This window comes from Massilia sp. Root351 (assembly GCF_001425045.1).
GTDB lineage: Bacteria > Pseudomonadota > Gammaproteobacteria > Burkholderiales > Burkholderiaceae_D > Rugamonas.
On the sequence record NZ_LMDJ01000034.1, the window covers coordinates 118027 to 133763 of the forward strand.

General features: G+C 68.0%; 13 protein-coding genes. 3 read left to right on the forward strand and 10 right to left on the reverse strand.

Annotated features, from left to right (window positions below; all coding sequences use genetic code 11):
* The first annotated feature begins 33 nt into the window (after positions 1–33).
* A complete protein-coding gene (locus tag ASD15_RS27275; protein ID WP_057158181.1) occupies positions 34–486 on the forward strand; it encodes a GNAT family N-acetyltransferase in 453 nt (150 codons plus the stop codon).
* Complete coding sequence (locus ASD15_RS27280) at positions 486–854, forward strand: nucleotide pyrophosphohydrolase (RefSeq protein ID WP_057158182.1); 369 nt, start codon at positions 486–488, stop codon at positions 852–854. The genes ASD15_RS27275 and ASD15_RS27280 overlap by 1 nt, the downstream gene beginning before the upstream one ends.
* 10 nt (positions 855–864) lie before the next feature.
* Here ASD15_RS27280 and ASD15_RS27285 read toward each other — a convergent pair whose 3' ends face one another.
* From ASD15_RS27285 to ASD15_RS27320, 8 genes are all read right to left on the reverse strand, one after another.
* Positions 865–1776: a S9 family peptidase gene (locus ASD15_RS27285; protein WP_082552190.1), complete on the reverse strand. Its 912-nt coding sequence runs from the start codon at positions 1774–1776 to the stop codon at positions 865–867.
* A 66-nt stretch (positions 1777–1842) separates the two neighbouring features.
* Entirely contained in the window at positions 1843–4320 is a 2478-nt protein-coding gene (locus ASD15_RS27290; RefSeq protein ID WP_057158183.1) for a TonB-dependent siderophore receptor, read from the reverse strand.
* A gap of 38 nt (positions 4321–4358) precedes the next feature.
* Positions 4359–4832 carry a RidA family protein gene (locus tag ASD15_RS27295; RefSeq protein ID WP_200954113.1) on the reverse strand — a complete coding sequence of 158 codons (474 nt, stop codon included), beginning with the start codon at positions 4830–4832 and terminating at the stop codon, positions 4359–4361.
* 41 nt (positions 4833–4873) lie between these two features.
* Positions 4874–5254, reverse strand: a complete 381-nt coding sequence (locus ASD15_RS27300) for a cytochrome c (protein ID WP_229418360.1) — start codon at positions 5252–5254, stop codon at positions 4874–4876.
* Positions 5255–5274: 20 nt separating this feature from the next.
* Complete coding sequence (locus ASD15_RS27305) at positions 5275–6843, reverse strand: flavin monoamine oxidase family protein (RefSeq protein WP_057158186.1); 1569 nt, start codon at positions 6841–6843, stop codon at positions 5275–5277.
* A gap of 370 nt (positions 6844–7213) precedes the next feature.
* The gene (locus ASD15_RS27310) at positions 7214–9028 is read right to left on the reverse strand and encodes a hypothetical protein (protein ID WP_057158187.1); all 1815 of its coding nucleotides are present in this window, start codon (positions 9026–9028) and stop codon (positions 7214–7216) included.
* 350 nt (positions 9029–9378) lie between these two features.
* Entirely contained in the window at positions 9379–11703 is a 2325-nt protein-coding gene (locus tag ASD15_RS27315; protein ID WP_057158188.1) for a DEAD/DEAH box helicase, read from the reverse strand.
* Positions 11704–11817: 114 nt separating this feature from the next.
* Entirely contained in the window at positions 11818–12636 is an 819-nt protein-coding gene (locus ASD15_RS27320; RefSeq protein ID WP_057158189.1) for an ABC transporter substrate-binding protein, read from the reverse strand.
* A 122-nt stretch (positions 12637–12758) separates the two neighbouring features.
* On the opposite strand from ASD15_RS27320, the gene ASD15_RS27325 reads away from it, so the two are divergent.
* A complete protein-coding gene (locus ASD15_RS27325) occupies positions 12759–13145 on the forward strand; it encodes a nuclear transport factor 2 family protein (protein WP_057158364.1) in 387 nt (128 codons plus the stop codon).
* A 22-nt stretch (positions 13146–13167) separates the two neighbouring features.
* On the opposite strand, the gene ASD15_RS27330 is transcribed toward ASD15_RS27325, so the two are convergent.
* Both ASD15_RS27330 and ASD15_RS27335 read right to left on the reverse strand, forming a co-directional pair.
* Positions 13168–15339, reverse strand: a complete 2172-nt coding sequence (locus ASD15_RS27330) for a hypothetical protein (RefSeq protein WP_157201169.1) — start codon at positions 15337–15339, stop codon at positions 13168–13170.
* Positions 15336–15737 carry a hypothetical protein gene (locus tag ASD15_RS27335; protein ID WP_057158191.1) on the reverse strand — a complete coding sequence of 134 codons (402 nt, stop codon included), beginning with the start codon at positions 15735–15737 and terminating at the stop codon, positions 15336–15338. The genes ASD15_RS27330 and ASD15_RS27335 overlap by 4 nt, the downstream gene beginning before the upstream one ends.

A 15737-nucleotide genomic window follows, 5' to 3' on the forward strand; every position in this document is an offset into this window, starting at 1 on the left:
CAGGCACACCCGTTTCCCACTTCCATCACGCCCATGAATATCGCATTCGAAACGCCGGACCAGCCCGACATCATCGCCCTCATCGCCGACCTGGACGCTTACCAGTTGACGCTGTATCCGCCGGAAAGCGTGTACGCGCTGGACCTGGCGTCGCTGAAGCAGCCCAATGTGCTGTTCGCGGTGGCGCGCGATGCCGACGGCGCGGCGGTGGGCTGCGGCGCGATGGTGGTGACGCCGGAGTTCGCCGAAGTCAAACGCATGTATGTGCGGCCGGAAGCGCGCGGCCGGGGCCTGGCCAAGCGCGTGCTGACGCTGCTGGAGCAGGAGGCGGCACAGCGCGGCAGCACGCTGTACACGCTGGAAACCGGGCCGTCGCAGCCGGAGGCGATCGCGCTGTACCAGCGGCTGGGCTACCAGCGCTGCGGCCCCTACGGCGACTACCGCGACGATCCGCTCAGCGTCTTCATGCGCAAGGCGGTGCAGTGATGGCGCAGCCGGCGCAGGCACAGGACAGCCTGATCGAGTTGCGCGACCTGGCGCGCGCCTTCGCGGCCGAGCGCGACTGGGGCCAGTTCCACACGCCGAAAAACCTGGCCATGGCGCTGACGGTGGAGGCGGCCGAGCTGGCCGAGCATTTCCAGTGGCTGGCCACCGGCGCCGAGCACGAGCTGGACCAACGCAAGCGCGAGGGTATCCGGCACGAACTGGCCGACGTGATGCTGTACCTGGTCCAGCTGGCCGACAAGACCGGCGTGGACCTGCGCAGCGCGGTGCTGGAGAAGATGGAACTGAACCGCGCCAAGTACCCGGCCGCGCAAGTGCGCGGCGACGCCCGCAAGTACACCGAGTACTGAGGCCGGCGGGCTACGGCAGCGCCAGCGCCTTGCGGATTTCGGCGTAGACCAGCTGCCACGCCGGCGAGGTGGCCGCCACTTCGTCGTAGTGGCTGGCGTTGGGCAGCACCACCACCTCGGCCGCGTCGCCGGCGGCCCGGGCGCGGCGCGCGTAGTCCTGCGCCACGCGCACCGGCGAGACCGTGTCCAGCTCCCCGGTAATCAGCACCGTGCGCACGCCGGCCGGCAGCAGCTCGGCAGGCGACGTATCGGCAAACACGTCCGGCCGCCCGGCGCCCGGCAGGCCGGTCAGCTGCACCATGTCGCGCTCGCAGCTGGTCTTGATCAGCTGCTCCTCGTTGCGCAAATCGGCCAGCCCGCCCAGGCTGATCACGTGCGGGATGGCCAGCGGCGCGGCGCGCCACGCGGGGCTGGACTGCGGCAGCATGTGGCGCGACGCGGCCCATTGCGCCAGGTGGCCGCCGGCCGAGTGGCCCACCGCCGCCACGCGCGTCAGGTCCAGCCGGTGCGCCGCCGCTTCCTGCCGCAGCCGGTCCACGGCCGTGGCCACGTCCTGGTACATGCCGGGGTAGCCGCCGCCCTCCTCGTCCACCCGGCGGTACTCCACGTTCCACACGGCGATGCCGTTTTTGATCAGCTCCCCCGCCATGTTGTGCATCTGCGCGATGCCGCCGAAATGCACGGTCCAGCAGCCGCCATGGATCAGGATCACCACCGGAAACGGCCCCGGCCCGGCGGGCTTGAACAGCTCGACGAACTGCGACGGCGCGCCGCCATAGGCGATGTGCAAGTCCGGCTTGGGGCCGGACAGCGCCAGGTAGTCCTGCAGCGTCATGGGGGCGGCGGCGTGGGAGGAAGCGGCAGCGCCGGCGGCGCCGGCGATGGCGGCGGCGCACAGGGTCTTGCGGAGGTTGGTCAGCATGGGCGATCCATAAAAAAACGGGGCAAGGCGCAGCATACCGCGCCTCGCCCCGCCTGTCATGCGGCCTTAGAACTTATAGCTGGCGCGCGCGTAGTAGTAGCCGCCATTGATGCCGAACGGCGAAAACGACGGATAAACCGTCACGGCCGAGTTGTCCAGGTTGGCGCGGTACACCGCCAGCAGCTGGGCGTTCACCTGGTCCGGATACTTGTTGAACAGGTTGTTGCCGCCGGCCGACAAGGTCCAGCCGTTGCTCATGCGGTAGCTCACCTCCAGGTCGGTGATGGCGGTGACGCCGATCTCCGTCTTGTAGTAGTCCGCGCCGTCCGGCGTGCCCCACTCGGACGACTTGCCGTAGATTGCTTCGCGCAGGTTGACGCTCCAGGCGCCCTTTTTCCACAAGGCGCCCAGGTTGATGCGCGCCTTCGGCGAGGCGGTCTCGATGTCCGAGATGGCGGTCCTGTCGAGCAGGGTCTGCGGCCGCAGCTGCACCGGCGCCTGGTTCACCTTGATGACGGTGACCTTGTTGTAATTGGCGGCGGCCGACCAGTCCACACGGCCGTAGTCGCCGTAGTTGCTGTTTACCGTGGCCACGAACTCCAGCCCGCGCGAACGGGTGTTGACGGCGTTGGAGAAGATGTTGATGCCGGTCTGCACCACCGTCGGGTCGAGCACGTTGCCGTTGGCGAGGATGGCCGCCGTCACCGCCGGCGAGTTGTCGGCGCCGCCGGAGCCGTACAGCGAGCCGCTGCCGACGATGCGGTCGCGGATCGTGATCTGATAGGCGTCCAGCGTGAGCGCGACGTTGCTGGCCGGGTTAAGCACCAGGCCGGCGCTGAAGTTGGTGGACTTCTCCGGCTTCAGGCCGTTTACCCCCACCAGCGCGGCGCCCGGCGAGTTGGGCGCCAGCTGCACGAAGGCGCTGCGCGGCGACACATTGGTGGCCGAGTAGTACTGCTCGGCCAGCGTCGGCGCGCGGAAGCCGTTGCTGACGGTGCCGCGCAGGGCGAAGGCGGGCGAGAAGTCGTAGCGGCTGGTGACCTTGCCCACCTTGGCGTTGCCGAAGTCGCTGAAGTGCTCGTAGCGCGCGGCCAGGTCGACCGTCAGCGCGTCCACCGGGAACACGATCAGGTTGGCGTACACCGCCTTGTTGTTGCGGTCGTGCTTGCCGGCGTCGGTCAGCGAGAAGCCGGGATAGGACTGCGAGCCTTCCTTGTAGCGCGAGAATTCGTCGCCCGCCTGGATCTCGTACTTGTCCACGCGGTGCTCCAGGCCGAGCGCGAAGGTGGCCGGCCTGGAACCGGCCAGGCTCAGTTCGCGGCTGAAGTCCAGGTTGTTGGTCCACTGGCCGGCAATGAAGGCGCCGGCCGCGAACACGGTCGGCGTGAAGCCCTTGTCCTGGTACAGCGACACGTTGGCCGAGTCCTCGACGCCGATTTCGGCCTTGTCGCGGCCATAGGTGGTGCTCAGTTCCCAGTTCCAGGCGCCACCCAGCTTGCCCTTCATGCCGGCGGTGAGTGCGTAGTCCTGGTCCTTGATGGTTTCCTTGGGGCTGAAGCCCAGCGGGTAGACCTGCGGCAGCCGGTCCGGCATGCGGTAGTTCTCGTAGGCGCGCGCCTCCTTGCGGCCCACCGTGCCGAAGGCGTACAGCGAGGTGTCGTCGTCGATGTCGTAGCCGGCGTTCAGGCCGAACACGGTCAGGTGGTATTGCGCGTCGCCGCTGATCTTGTTCAGGTGGGGATAGCCGGGCGCCTGCAGCAGTGGCAGGCGCTTGAGGTTGGCCGGATCCACTACGCGCGGATCGAGGCCGCCGCGGTTGGTGAAGTCGTGGTATTTCGATTCGGCGCTCAGGCTGACGAAGGCTTTTTCGAATGGCTCGAAGCCGACGTTGCCCATGGCGTCGGCGGTCTTGCCGCCGCCATCAGAGAAGCCGCCGCCGTTGACGTTGAAGCTGCCGCCCTTGCTGTTGGACTTGAGGATGATGTTGATGACGCCGGCGATGGCGTCGGTGCCGTACTGGGCGGCCGCGCCGTCCTGCAGCACTTCGATGTGGTCGATCATGGCGACCGGGATGTAGCTCAGGTCGGCCGCCGCGCCGCCCTGGAACGGCCCGCCCAGCACCGCCAGGTTGGAGGTGCCGTGGCGGCGCTTGCCGTTTACCAGCACCAGGGTGTTGTTCGGGCTCAGGCCGCGCAGGCGGGCCGACAGGGTGAGGTTGGCGGTATCCCCGCCGAAGGCCTGGGCCGTGAAGGACGGCAGGTTCTGCGCCAGCGCCTGCATCAGGTCGGGCTGGCCGGTGCGGGCCAGCGAGGCGTTGTCCAGCACCTGGATGGGCGAGGCGCTGTTTTCCACTTTCAGCCCGCTGGCGCGGGTGCCTGTGACGATCACCGCGCCGGCCGACGAGGGCGTGACGGCGGCGCCGGCCACCGCGTCGGCTTGCACCCCGCTGGCCGCCGCGGCCGCAGCGTCATCCACCGCATACGACAATCCCGAGTACAGCACCATGATGGCTGCTGCGCATGCTTTCAGTCTGGCCTTCTGCATAACGATACCCCTTCAATGTTGTATTGGCTTTTTTACGCTTATTTTTTTGCGGCGACGACTTCGATTTCCACCAGCCAGCCCGGCACGTTCAGCGCGGCCACCTGCATCACGGCGCGCGCGGGCAGGTTGGGCTGGGCGCCGCCGAAGTACTGGGTGTAGGCCTCCATGAAACCCTTGACGTCGGCACGGCCGCCCTTGGCCGGATCGCCCACCAGGAACACCTGCATCTTCACCACGTCGCCCATGGCCAGGTTCATGCCCTTGAGGATCTCGTCTATCTTCTTGAGCACGCCCATGGTCTGGGTCCTGGTGTCGCCGTAGGCGGCCAGCGAGTCGGGCGCGGCGGCCTTGTCGATCACGGGCGGCACCTGGCCGCTGATGAAGTGGATGGTGGCGCTCGGCGGCAAGGTCACCGCCTGGGCGATGGGGAAGTCCGAACCGGGAATCTTGTGGCGGATGATGTCCTGCGCCTGCGCCGGCGCGATCATGGACGTGGACAGCAGCGCCAGCATGGCGCAGGCATTCGATACGGTAGCTTTGTACATGGTCTCTTTCAGTGTTTGTTGGACATCTGGCCGTTCGCGAATTGCGGCACGCCGAGCTGGCCGCGCAGCGCGCCTATTTGCTCTCCCTTCAATGGCGGCGCCTTGTTGCCCCAGGCGCTGCGGGCAAAACTGAGCACGGCGGCGATGTCGTCGTCGCTCAGGCTGGCGCTGAAGTCGGGCATGCCGCCGCGCCCCTGCAGCAGCACCATGGCCACGTCCGGCGCGGGCCCCTGCACCAGCGGATTGCCCGCCAGCGCCGGGAAGGCGCCGGGTATGCCCTTGCCGCTGGCCTGGTGGCAGGCGGCGCAGTTCTTCTGGAACAGCGCCTTGCCGTCGGCGCGCGCTTGCGGCGCCGCTGCCAGGGCGGCGATGGCGGATGCGGCCAGCATCGTGCTTGCCAAAAGACGCTTCATGCGCTGGCCCTTTCATGGATCTTGGCCAGCTGCTGCCAGGCCGATTCGATGGCCCCGGCCTGCCAGCCGGTCAGATAGCTCAGGTGCTCTCCGGCCAGCAGCACGCGGCCCTCGCCTTCCAGCAGCACCGGATAGGCGTGCTTGCGGCTCTCGTCATTCCAGTCGGCCCAGCCGCCCAGGTTGTACTGGACCCGGTGCCAGGCCACGGAAAAGGCGCTCTCGAACGATTCGCGGTAGGCGGGGAAGATCTTTTCGCCCGCCGCCACGGCGAATTCGGCGCGTTCGCCGGGTGTCATGGCGCTCACTTCGATGGCCGAGGTCTGGTAGTTGTAGTAGCCCAGCAGCACGCCCTTCTGCTTCTGCCAGCTCGACGAGGGCAGCGAGATGGTGTTGATGCCCTTGATGTCGGTCAGCACGTGGCCGCCGTAGATCTGGTCGTCCTCTTCCCAGAAGCGGCGCTTCATCTGCAGGCCGATCTTGCCGACCGGCGCGTAGGCCACCTGCTTGATGGCGGCCTTGAATTTGGGCGAGAAGTCGGTGTCGATCATGCGCAGCACGGACAGCGGGATGGTGCACAGGCAGTAATCGGCGTTCACGGTGGTGAACTTGCCGCTGGCGGTGTCCTTGTAGGTCACCGCCACATGCTTTTCGCCGTGGCGTATGGTCTGCACCTCGGCGCGGTAGCGGATGTTCTTCCCGATGCGCTTTTCAAACGCTTTCGCAATCTGGTCCATGCCGCCCACCGGCTGGAACATGGTGTTCTGCATGGGGAAGTCCTGCACGGCGCTGTAGATATTGCCGACCTTCGATTCCAGCAGCTCCTTGAAGCCGAGCGGGTCGGACTCCTTGCCGGCGCCGGGCATCATGCCGGCGCCGGGGTTGACCGCGTAGCCGCGGCCGCTGCGCCCCTTGTAGCGCAGGTCGCCGGCGTCCAGCTGGCCCTCGTGCGCCAGGTAGTCCAGCAGCAGGCGCTGGTCCTGCTCGGTCAGCGCCTGGTCGATCTGTTTCGACTTGACCGACTTGGCCAGCAGCTCGGCCACGTGGCCGCGCATGTCGGCCTTGATCTGCGCCGGCCGCAGGCGCTGCCGGGCCAGCGGGCCGCCGTTCTCCAGGTAGACGATGGAATGGTCGTTATCGTTGACCATCACCTCCAGCGGCACTTCGAACAGCCGCGTGTAGTGCAGCGTGGACTGGTGGTGCAGCGGAATGCGCCACGGGCCGTGGTTGATGTAGTGGCCCTGGTCGAAGCTGCAGCGCTGCTCCTCGCCGCCCAGCTCCGTCAGCGCGAACCCCTTGCGCGCGGTCTGGCAGCGGCCGCCGGCGAAGGCGCGCGCTTCCAGCACCTGGCACTGGTATCCCAGCTTGCCAAGCTCGAAGGCGGCGGTCATGCCGGCCAGGCCCGCCCCCAGGATCACCACCTTCTTGCCCTTGCCGCTGCCGCCCAGCACGGGCGGCGCGGACATCGTCGACTCGATGCCCATGCCCCAGGCACTCATCGTGTTCAGCATCAGACCCGTGCCGCCGACTGCTGCGGCGCGGTACAAGAAATCTCTCCTGCTTATCATCGGCAACCTCCTGGTAGTTGGAACTACCCTGAGGACTTAGCAATCGCCGTGCCAATAAATCATAAATGTAATATACATATACGAAATAAAATAAAGATGCGGACGGCCGGGCAAACAATGTGGCTGCGTGGCGGCGTCGCGCCAGAGCGGCGCGTTGGCGGCGCTTCGGCGGCGGCGCGGCGGCGGCGAACGGACTCTTTTCGGGCGCGTGCAACTCTATTTTTCAGCGCAGCATAAGTTTGTGCAGGACGATAAAAAAGGCCGTGACGGGTAAGCGTCACGGCCTGTTGCTATCGATGTGCTATCGATGTGCTATCGATGTGCTATTTTGATGCGGCGCACCATCCCGATGCGCCGGAAGGGTGAAGCGCTAGCCGGCCAGCGCAGCCACCATGCGCTCGAAGCTGGCGTACTGGCCGGGCGGGGCGACGTGCTGGCGCGCCAGGAAGTCGCCGGCGCGCAGCCGCGCCACTTCGGCCGACGACAGGCGGCGGTGCGCCACGCTGCGCTCGGCGATATGGCAGGCGTGGAAGTGCATCGGCGCTTGCGGGTCGAGCAGGTAGATGGTGTCCAGGCTGGCGCTGTCGCAGGCCACCTTGACGTGCCACTGGCCGCGCTGGGCGGCGCGCTCGAACCAGCGCCCTTCCTGGGCCCGCGCGCAGCTGTAGTAGGTGCCGTGCAGGCAGATGCCTTCGGCCGTGACCACCGCATCGTGCACTGGCAGCAGGCTGCAATGCACCAGCTCCTCGGCGTACTGGCGCAGCGCCGTACCGCGCTGCGCCACGCCCCAGTCCCACAGCTGCTGCGGCGTGTAGCCGTCCGCCTGGCGCGCGTGGTTGTAGGCCAGCACGCTGCCGATGACGACGCGGGTGAACTGTTCCAGGTCCAGCACCGCGTCCAGGCGGCCGCACGGCAGCAGTGCGCCAGCTTCATCTCCGGCGGCCGGCTGGGCCGAGGCGGCGGTAGCGGCGGCGGTGGGGTCGGTGGCAGCGGCGGCATCGTGCGGCAGCAGCGCAAAGCGCTTGCCCAGCTCCGCGCTCCAGGGCGACGGCGCGGCCGCCGGCGCAACCAGGCAGCGCACGTTGAAGTTGTTCAGCAGTGTGCCGTCGTCGCAGTCGTCGGCATTGTCGAGCAACGCCGCATCGGCGAACAGCAGCTCGGGCAGGTGGCGCGACTGCCATGCGCCGGAAGGAATGTCGAGGCCATGGCGCAGGCAGTAGCGGCGCTTGTCGGCCGCGCTGTTGGCCAGCGCCATCTGCGCGTGCCGCCAGCTGGGCTGCTCCATGCTGACGTAAATGCCGGCCACGGCGCCGCTGAAGATGTCCGTCACCACATACAGGTAAGGCTTGCCGGTAACCTGGCTGCGGTCGGCGCGCGACACCAGCTGCACGTCGGCCTGCATGGCCTCCACCCGGAAGGCGGCGCCGGGACGTCCCGCGCGCGCAATGGCGCTGTCGGCCGGCAGCGCGGGCGCCATGCGCTGCGACTCCAGCAAGTGGTCCTGTTCCAGCCAGTAGCTGAACTGGCCGAAGGTCGGCAGCGCCGCCAGCGGTTCGCCGCGCTGCACGCGCAAGCTGGCGCAGGCGATGCTGCGCTGGCAGAAGAAGTCGCGCAGCATCTGGTCGAAGATGGCGCGGCGCGACAGCATGGGATGCGTGGCGGCGTGGCGCGCCACGGCGACGCGGAACACCGCCCGCATCGGCTCGTCCACGTTCACGCCGGGCGCGGCGCCTTCCTTGCGCGGGCGGCCGCGCTTGACGCCTTCGGAAGCCGCGCGCGTCTTGCCGCGTCCACCCGAATTGGCGTAGTCGGGCAGCAGCGCGTTCGGGGTCTGGCCGCGCTGCCAGTAGCGGCGCAGGTAACGGTAGATGGTGGGGTGCGAGACGCCATGGCGCAGCGTGTACTCGGACACCAGCTGGCCGCGCCGGCGCGGTTCATAGATCGCCGGCTCCATTGCGGTGAGCTCGCGCACGATCTCCCAGGCGCGGGCGCGCAGCTGCAGATGCTTCTCCGGCAGCAGCTCCTGGTTGACCACCACCATATAAGGATCGTCCGGCAGCAGCCGCGCACGGCCGGACGCCAGGTCGGCCTGCAGCACTGCCATGCGCACCAGCTCCGCCTCGGCGCTGTGGGCCTGCACGTCGTACACATAGGCGGCGGTTTGCGCCGCGTCTATCCACAGCACGCGGATCGTTTTGCGATCCGGTCCTGCATATTCAAGAAGGTCATTTCGGGATATCACGTCACCCTCGCTGGACAGGAAAATAGTGCTGTAGAAGCAAATTCCAGGCCAGATGGCAAAAAACAGTGCTTGCGGGGCGTGGCGGGGTTAGCGCTAGCAAACGCCGCCCCTTTCCCGGGATTCTTTTGGTGCGCCGCAGCAGCCGGCGCACCGCCAGCGTGCGTCCATCAAGGCGCGGGCCGCGTTTAGCGATATTGAGTTGCCGGCTTGGCGCAAAGGCGCGCGAAATAAAAAAAGGGGCCATGCGGCCCCCTCGTGTTTACTGCGTTGCCAGCGCTTGCGGCGCTTGCGGATTACTTGAACTTGTTGAACTTGCCCGGCTTGCGCAGCGGCTTGTCCATGCCCGGCACCTTCTTGGCCGGCGCCTTGCCCGGCGCCGCTTTCGGCGGCGTGTGCTTGGCCGATTCCGGCGGCATGGCGTCGGCGTGGCTGATGCGCAGCTGCTGGCCGCCCACCCACACCTTGCCCAGGTGCTGGAACACGTCGTCCGGCATGCCGTCCGGCAGTTCCAGCACGCTGTGGTCGTCGAAGATCTCGATGCGGCCGATGTACTTCGCTTCGATGCCCGCTTCGTTGGCGATGGCGCCCACGATGTTGGACGGCGTGGCCGCATGCTTGCTGCCCACTTCGATGCGGAAGGCGCTCATCGGCAGGGTCACCTTGTGCTTGTCCTTCTTTTTCTTCTTTGGTGCCTCGTCGTCGAAGGCCGGCTCGCCGTCGTCGGCTTTCGGGGCCAGCTCCGGTTCAGCCTTGGCGGCCTTTGTCGGCGCCGGCGCGCGTTCCACCGGGGCTGCGCGCTCGGCACGTTCAGCCGGGGCGGAGCGCGGCGCGGCAGGCACGCGGGCCGGGGCGGCGGCAGGCGCCTGCTCGCCGTCGCGGCTCAGGCGAATCACCTGGCCGGCGATTTTCACGCCTTGCAGGTGGCTGATGGTGTCCTGCGCCAGGTCGCTCGGCATATCGAGCACGCTGTAGTCGTCGTAGATCTCGATGCGGCCGATGAACTTGGAGTCGATGCCGCCTTCGTTGGCGATGGCGCCGACGATGTTGCCCGGCTTGACGCCGTGCTGGTAGCCCACTTCAATGCGGTAGGTCTGCATGCCCGCTTCCGGCTCGCGGATCACACGTTCCTTTTTCGGGAAGGCGCGCTCGCCGCGGTCCGGGCGGTCCATGCGGTCGGAGCGCTCAAAGCGGTCGCCGCGGTCGAAGCGCTCGCGCTCCGGGCGGTCGCCGCGCGCGGCCTGGGCCGCAGCGGCCGCCTGCGGCGAGTCGTGCCAGCCGGTTTCCTTCTTCTTGTCCAGCAGCAACGACTTGCCGCCGCGCGCCATGCTGGCCAGCGCCGCCGCCACTTCGATCGCCGGCACGTTGTGTTCACGCTCGTAATCCTCGATCAGGCCCTGGAAGTGCTCCAGGCCGCCCTTGGCCAGCACGGCGGTGATCTCGTCCTTGAACTTGGCCACGCGCACGTCGTTGACCGCCTGCAGCGACGGCAGTTCCATCACCGACACCGGCTGGCGCGTGGCGCGCTCGATGGCTTTCAGCAGCGGGCGCTCGCGCGGGGTGATGAACAGGATCGCTTCGCCGCTGCGGCCGGCGCGGCCGGTGCGGCCGATACGGTGGGTGTAGCTTTCCGGATCGTGCGGCACGTCGTAGTTCACCACGTGGCTGATGCGTTCCACGTCCAGGCCGCGCGCGGCCACGTCGGTGGCGACAAGAATGTCGATTTTGCCGTCTTTCAGCTGGGCGATGGTGCGTTCGCGCGCGGCCTGCTGCATGTCGCCGTTGATGGCGGCCGCCGAGAAACCTCTCGCGTTCAGGCGCTCGGCCAGCTCCTCGGTGCCCATCTTGGTGCGCGAGAAGATGATCATGCCGTCGAACGGCTCGGCTTCCAGGATGCGGGTCAGCGCGTCCAGCTTGTGCATGCCGCTCACCAGCCAGTAGCGCTGGCGGATGTTTTCGGCGGTGCCGGTCTTGGCGGCCATGGTCACTTCGGCCGGCTTGTTCAGGTAGGTGGTGGCGATACGCTTGATCACCGACGGCATGGTGGCCGAGAACAGCGCGGTCTGGCGCGTGGCCGGGGTCTCTTTCAGGATCCGCTCGACGTCGTCGATGAAGCCCATGCGCAGCATCTCGTCGGCCTCGTCCAGCACCAGGGTCTTCAGCTTGGAGATGTCCAGCGAGCCCTTGTCCAGGTGGTCGATCACGCGGCCGGGGGTGCCCACCACCACGTGCACGCCGCGGCGCAGCGCCGACAATTGCGGGCCGTAGCTCTGGCCGCCGTAGATCGGCAGCACGTGGAAACCGGGAATGTAGGCGGCGTAGCGCTGGAAGGCCTCGGCCACCTGGATCGCCAGTTCGCGGGTCGGCGCCAGCACCAGCGCCTGCGGCGCGGTCAGCCTGGTGTCGATCTGCGACAGGATGGGCAGCGCGAAGGCGGCGGTCTTGCCGGTGCCGGTCTGGGCCTGGCCCAGCACGTCGCGGCCGTCCAGCAGATAAGGGATGGTCGCGGCCTGGATCGGCGACGGCGACTCGTAGCCGACCTCTTTCAGCGATTTGATCAGCGCGGGGCTGAGATTAAGGTCGGAAAATAGCGTAACTTCGGTATTCGGTGTTCCAGACATGGCGTCACTCACAAGTATGTTCGAATCGCCCAATGCGAAACAAAAGCGCTAGTTTACTCCCTCCGGCGGCCTAATGCCCAATTGTTCGGAAATCCCAGGCGCGGTTATGCGCCGCTAGCGGCTGCGCGGCAGGGGGAAACTGCTCGACATTTCGGCCGGGGTGAACAGTTTGCGGGTGCGCGCCAGCAGCTCGCCGTCCCGGCGCAGGTGCTCCAGCATGGCCGCCAGTTGCGCCGCGTCGTCCGGCGCGGTCTTGCGCGAGATGTAGACGCCGCTGGTGGAGGCCGGAATGCCGGCCAGGCGCGTGTAATGCACCCGCTGGCCGAGCGAATCGCGCAGGCCCAGTTCCTCCAGCGTGCCGGCAAAGGTGTTGGACGGCATGTAGGCGTAGTCGGCGCGGCCGATCTCCATCTTGCGCGCGATGGTCTGCGGATCCTTCACATATTCCAGCTTGCCCTGCTTGTCCAGCCGCGCCAGCAGCGCCAGGTAGGCCGGACCGTAGTTATAGCTGCGCACCACGTTCAGGCGGATGCCCGGGCGCGCCAGCAGCGCTTCCGTGCTGCGCGGCGGATCGGGGTCGGTGGAGATCAGCATCCACTCGGTGCCGATCATGGGGATGTAGCGGCCCCACTGGTCGCGTTCCGGCACTTGCACCGCCCCCACCAGCAGGTCCGCGTCGCCCTGGCGCAGCATGGCTTCGGCGCGGGCGCGCGGCACCACCGGGAAGACGAACTCGCAACCGGCGCGGCGGCCACGCTCGCGCAGCAGCTCCGGATAGACACCGCCCACGTCGCCGCTGGCCTGGTTCACCGTCATCATCTTGCCCAGCGAGGAAGCCGGCACCACGATGGGACGCGAACAGGAGGCGCCGGCGCGGCCGGACAGCAGCGCGGCGGCCAGCGCGACGGCGGCAAAAAGGGCATTGCGGATCATCGGCCGAATGCTATCACGGCTTGTCCATGCGTGCAGACGCATACCCGGTATGGCCGCGCGCTGCGGTTCGGCGCGGCGCCGGCCCGGCATGATGGGCCTCCACAAAGGAGCCTCCCATGAACATGAACAACATCTTCCGTCCCCCGTTCAGCGAAGAACAAGCCGCGGTGCTGGACCCGATCAACCAGTATTTCGCCGGCCACGCCAACGACAACGCGGCCCACATGCGCGCAGCCTTCCTGCCGACCGCCCATATCGAGTCGATGCGCGAAGGCGTGTTCACGTCCTGGCCGCTGGATGTGTACTGCGAACGGTTCAAGGGCACGCCAGCCGCCGACGAGGCCGAGCGCGAGCGCATCGTGGACTGGATCGACGTGCAGGGCAGCGCGGCCTGCGCCCGCATCACGCTGGTGCATGGCGCCACCACCTTCACCGACTATTTCGTGCTGCTGAAAACGGAAGCAGGCTGGAAGATCGCCAACAAGGCTTTCCACGGCGAGCCCACCTGATGCAGGCCAACACGCTGGCCTCCTAGTGGCTCTCGCCCCGGATGCCGAAGCGCCAGTACAGCACGAAGCCGAGCAGCGAGAAGCCGACCACCACGCCGACGGTGGCCAGCTCGTAGCTGGCCACCTGGTGCGCGATCGCAGCCAGTTCCTGCAGGTCCGGCGCAGGCGTTTCCTTGAACAGCTTGAGCTGCCATTCATAGCTGTTCATGGTGCGCCACTCGCGGATGGGCTCCCAGATATGGTTGGCCGCCAGCCCCAGGCCCAGCGCCGAGAAAATGGAACCGTAGACGCGCTGCCGCAGCTCGGTGCGGGCGGCGATGGCGTGCTGCATCAGGCCGTCGATGCGGTCGATCAGGTCCAGCAGTTCGCCGCGCTGCTGCGACACGCCCCACCAGCGCTGCAGCGCTTCGCCCAGGCGGTTCTCGTCGAAGTCGTCGCGCAGCATGCTGCCGCCGGCGATCACCGCCAGCGCGCGCGCCTTCACTTCGTGCATCTGCCCGCTCCAGCTGGCCGCGTCGCGCCCGGCGGCGGCGCCGTGGTGGCTGCCCAGCTCTGCAGTCCACTCCGCCAGCTTGTCCGCGTAGTCGCGCAAAAAGCCGCTATAGGCCTGGCTGACCGAGGCCACGGCGGCGGCCACGCGGGCCAGGCGCTGCGCCCCGCCCTGCGCCCCCGGCCCCTCGAACAGCGTCACCCCCTGCCGGTGCGCCAGCACCTGCACCGCGCCGTAGCGCAGCACCTCGTAACTGTCCTGCGGCGGCAGCGCCAGCGGACTGGCGGCCGGGCCGCCGGACTGGCTGTGCGAAGCCAGCCAGGCCTGGAAGCTGGGCGTTTCCAGCAGTGCCAGGTCCGGATGCAGGCCCTGCGCCGCCGCGCCGGAGGCGTTCCAGCGCAGCACGCGTACGGTCCGAGCCTGCCCTTGCCCCTGTCCTTGCGCCGGCGCCAGCCCGGCGGGGGCCTGGCCATCCGGCAGCGCCTCCACCAGCGCGGCCGCCGGGCGCAGGAAGTACTGCTGCCACAGCGCGGGCAGCACGTCGGCCCGCCAGTCCAGCCGCGTGCCGGCCACGCCGCTGTCGAGCTGCTTGGGCGCGGCCAGCAGCGTGTGGCGGCCATTGTCGTCATACCAAGGCTGGTTGGGCGCGCCTGGCGCCATGCGCGACGGCTCGGCCGGGTCGCGGTAGGAAGCGAGGAAGCGCGGCGCGTCGGACGGACGGGCGCCGTTCCAGCGCTGCACCTCCAGCGCCTCCAGCGCGCGCCACAGGCTTTCCAGCGTGGCGCCACAGCGCGGATCGACCGACAGCACCATGTCGTTGCCGTTGCCCGCTTCTCCAGGACGGTGCAGCGCCAGCACCGAGTAGCCCTTGCGCGTCCAGCTGTTGGCCGAGTCGGCGCGCGCCATCACCTTGAGCACGCCGGACGGGAACACTTCCGACAGGATCAGCGCATCGAGCAGCACCTGGCGCCCCGAGCCGGCCAGGTCCACCAGCAGCTGGCAGCGGCTGGCCTGCTGCAGCGCCAGCTCGTACATCTGCCGCTCATGCGCCAGGTGGGCCACCGCGCGGCTGTAGTCCGCGCCTGCCAGGTAGCCGATGCCGGACTCCGGGCGCGGCTGGCTGGCCATCATGCGCTGCATCAGCGCCAGGCAGGCTTGCAGGCCGGCGCGCGCATAGCCGTCGCGCACCACTTCTGCGGCGTGCTGCGGCAGATAGGAGTGCCCCAGTACGCTGAGCAGGCAGGCGGCCGAGCGCGACAGGTCGGCGCCGTCCAGGTAGTCGCCGCCCTCCCAGGCGCTGACATAGGCCACCCAGGCGGCCGGGTCGGGCAGCGGCTGCCCATCCAGCGCCGCGCCGAACAGCAGCAGCGCGCAGCAGGTGTCCAGCGACAGGTCCTCCAGCACGATGGTGCGGATCGCCGCCGTGGAAGGCAGGCGCTCACGCCAGTCCTCCCAACGCGCGGGCCCGGCATGGGCCACCAGCTCAGCCACCGAGCGCGCGCCGCCGGCGTCGCCCTTGTAGTTCAGGCATACGGCCTGGCCGCCTGGCCCGGTATCGGCATCGGGATGGCCCAGCCCCACCAGCAAGGTGCCGGGACCGCCCTGCCGGGCGCCAGCATTCAGCTCAACCGTGATGCCGGGCGCCAGCCACCAGCCGGCCTGCCCGCCGAGGCGCGCCTGCATTGCCGCTACGTGGTCGTTCATGGTTTCACCGCCTTCAGGATTTGTTCGTTCGATCGCACGAGCCAGTCGTTAATGTCAATATTGGGTTCGTTTTCCACCAGGCCGGTGCAGTACTTGTGCACCGTGCTGCGCAGCTTGGAGCGGTCCATCAGACCGGTGGCGACACCGGGGTATAGATCCCGCAGCAGTTGGGTGCGCGGATTGCTGTTGTCGGCACGCATGGGATTGAACATGCCCGCTTCCAGCAGCAGGCCGCCCTCGTTTGCCATTTCAGCGGCCTCGCATTGCGCCGCCGGCTTCACGGCCGCCTTCTGGCGGTCGTACTCGGCGCGCGCCTCGCGGTGGTACTTCAACTGGGTGTCGTACTCGTTCTGCGCGTAGGCGATATCGGCCGGCCGGCTGCAGAACTGCTTCAGCAT

What these genes read in the sequence shown, in the direction of transcription:
- ASD15_RS27275 (WP_057158181.1), top strand. Translation starts at nt 34, where the DNA reads ATGAATATCGCATTCGAAACGCCGGACCAGCCCGACATCATCGCCCTC.
- ASD15_RS27280 (WP_057158182.1), top strand. Translation starts at nt 486, where the DNA reads ATGGCGCAGCCGGCGCAGGCACAGGACAGCCTGATCGAGTTGCGCGAC.
- ASD15_RS27285 (WP_082552190.1), bottom strand. Translation starts at nt 1,776, where the DNA reads ATGCTGACCAACCTCCGCAAGACCCTGTGCGCCGCCGCCATCGCCGGC.
- ASD15_RS27290 (WP_057158183.1), bottom strand. Translation starts at nt 4,320, where the DNA reads ATGCAGAAGGCCAGACTGAAAGCATGCGCAGCAGCCATCATGGTGCTG.
- ASD15_RS27295 (WP_200954113.1), bottom strand. Translation starts at nt 4,832, where the DNA reads ATGCTGGCGCTGCTGTCCACGTCCATGATCGCGCCGGCGCAGGCGCAG.
- ASD15_RS27300 (WP_229418360.1), bottom strand. Translation starts at nt 5,254, where the DNA reads ATGCTGGCCGCATCCGCCATCGCCGCCCTGGCAGCGGCGCCGCAAGCG.
- ASD15_RS27305 (WP_057158186.1), bottom strand. Translation starts at nt 6,843, where the DNA reads ATGATAAGCAGGAGAGATTTCTTGTACCGCGCCGCAGCAGTCGGCGGC.
- ASD15_RS27315 (WP_057158188.1), bottom strand. Translation starts at nt 11,703, where the DNA reads ATGTCTGGAACACCGAATACCGAAGTTACGCTATTTTCCGACCTTAAT.
- ASD15_RS27320 (WP_057158189.1), bottom strand. Translation starts at nt 12,636, where the DNA reads ATGATCCGCAATGCCCTTTTTGCCGCCGTCGCGCTGGCCGCCGCGCTG.
- ASD15_RS27325 (WP_057158364.1), top strand. Translation starts at nt 12,759, where the DNA reads ATGAACAACATCTTCCGTCCCCCGTTCAGCGAAGAACAAGCCGCGGTG.
- ASD15_RS27330 (WP_157201169.1), bottom strand. Translation starts at nt 15,339, where the DNA reads ATGAACGACCACGTAGCGGCAATGCAGGCGCGCCTCGGCGGGCAGGCC.
- ASD15_RS27335 (WP_057158191.1), bottom strand. Translation starts at nt 15,737, where the DNA reads ATGCTGAAGCAGTTCTGCAGCCGGCCGGCCGATATCGCCTACGCGCAG.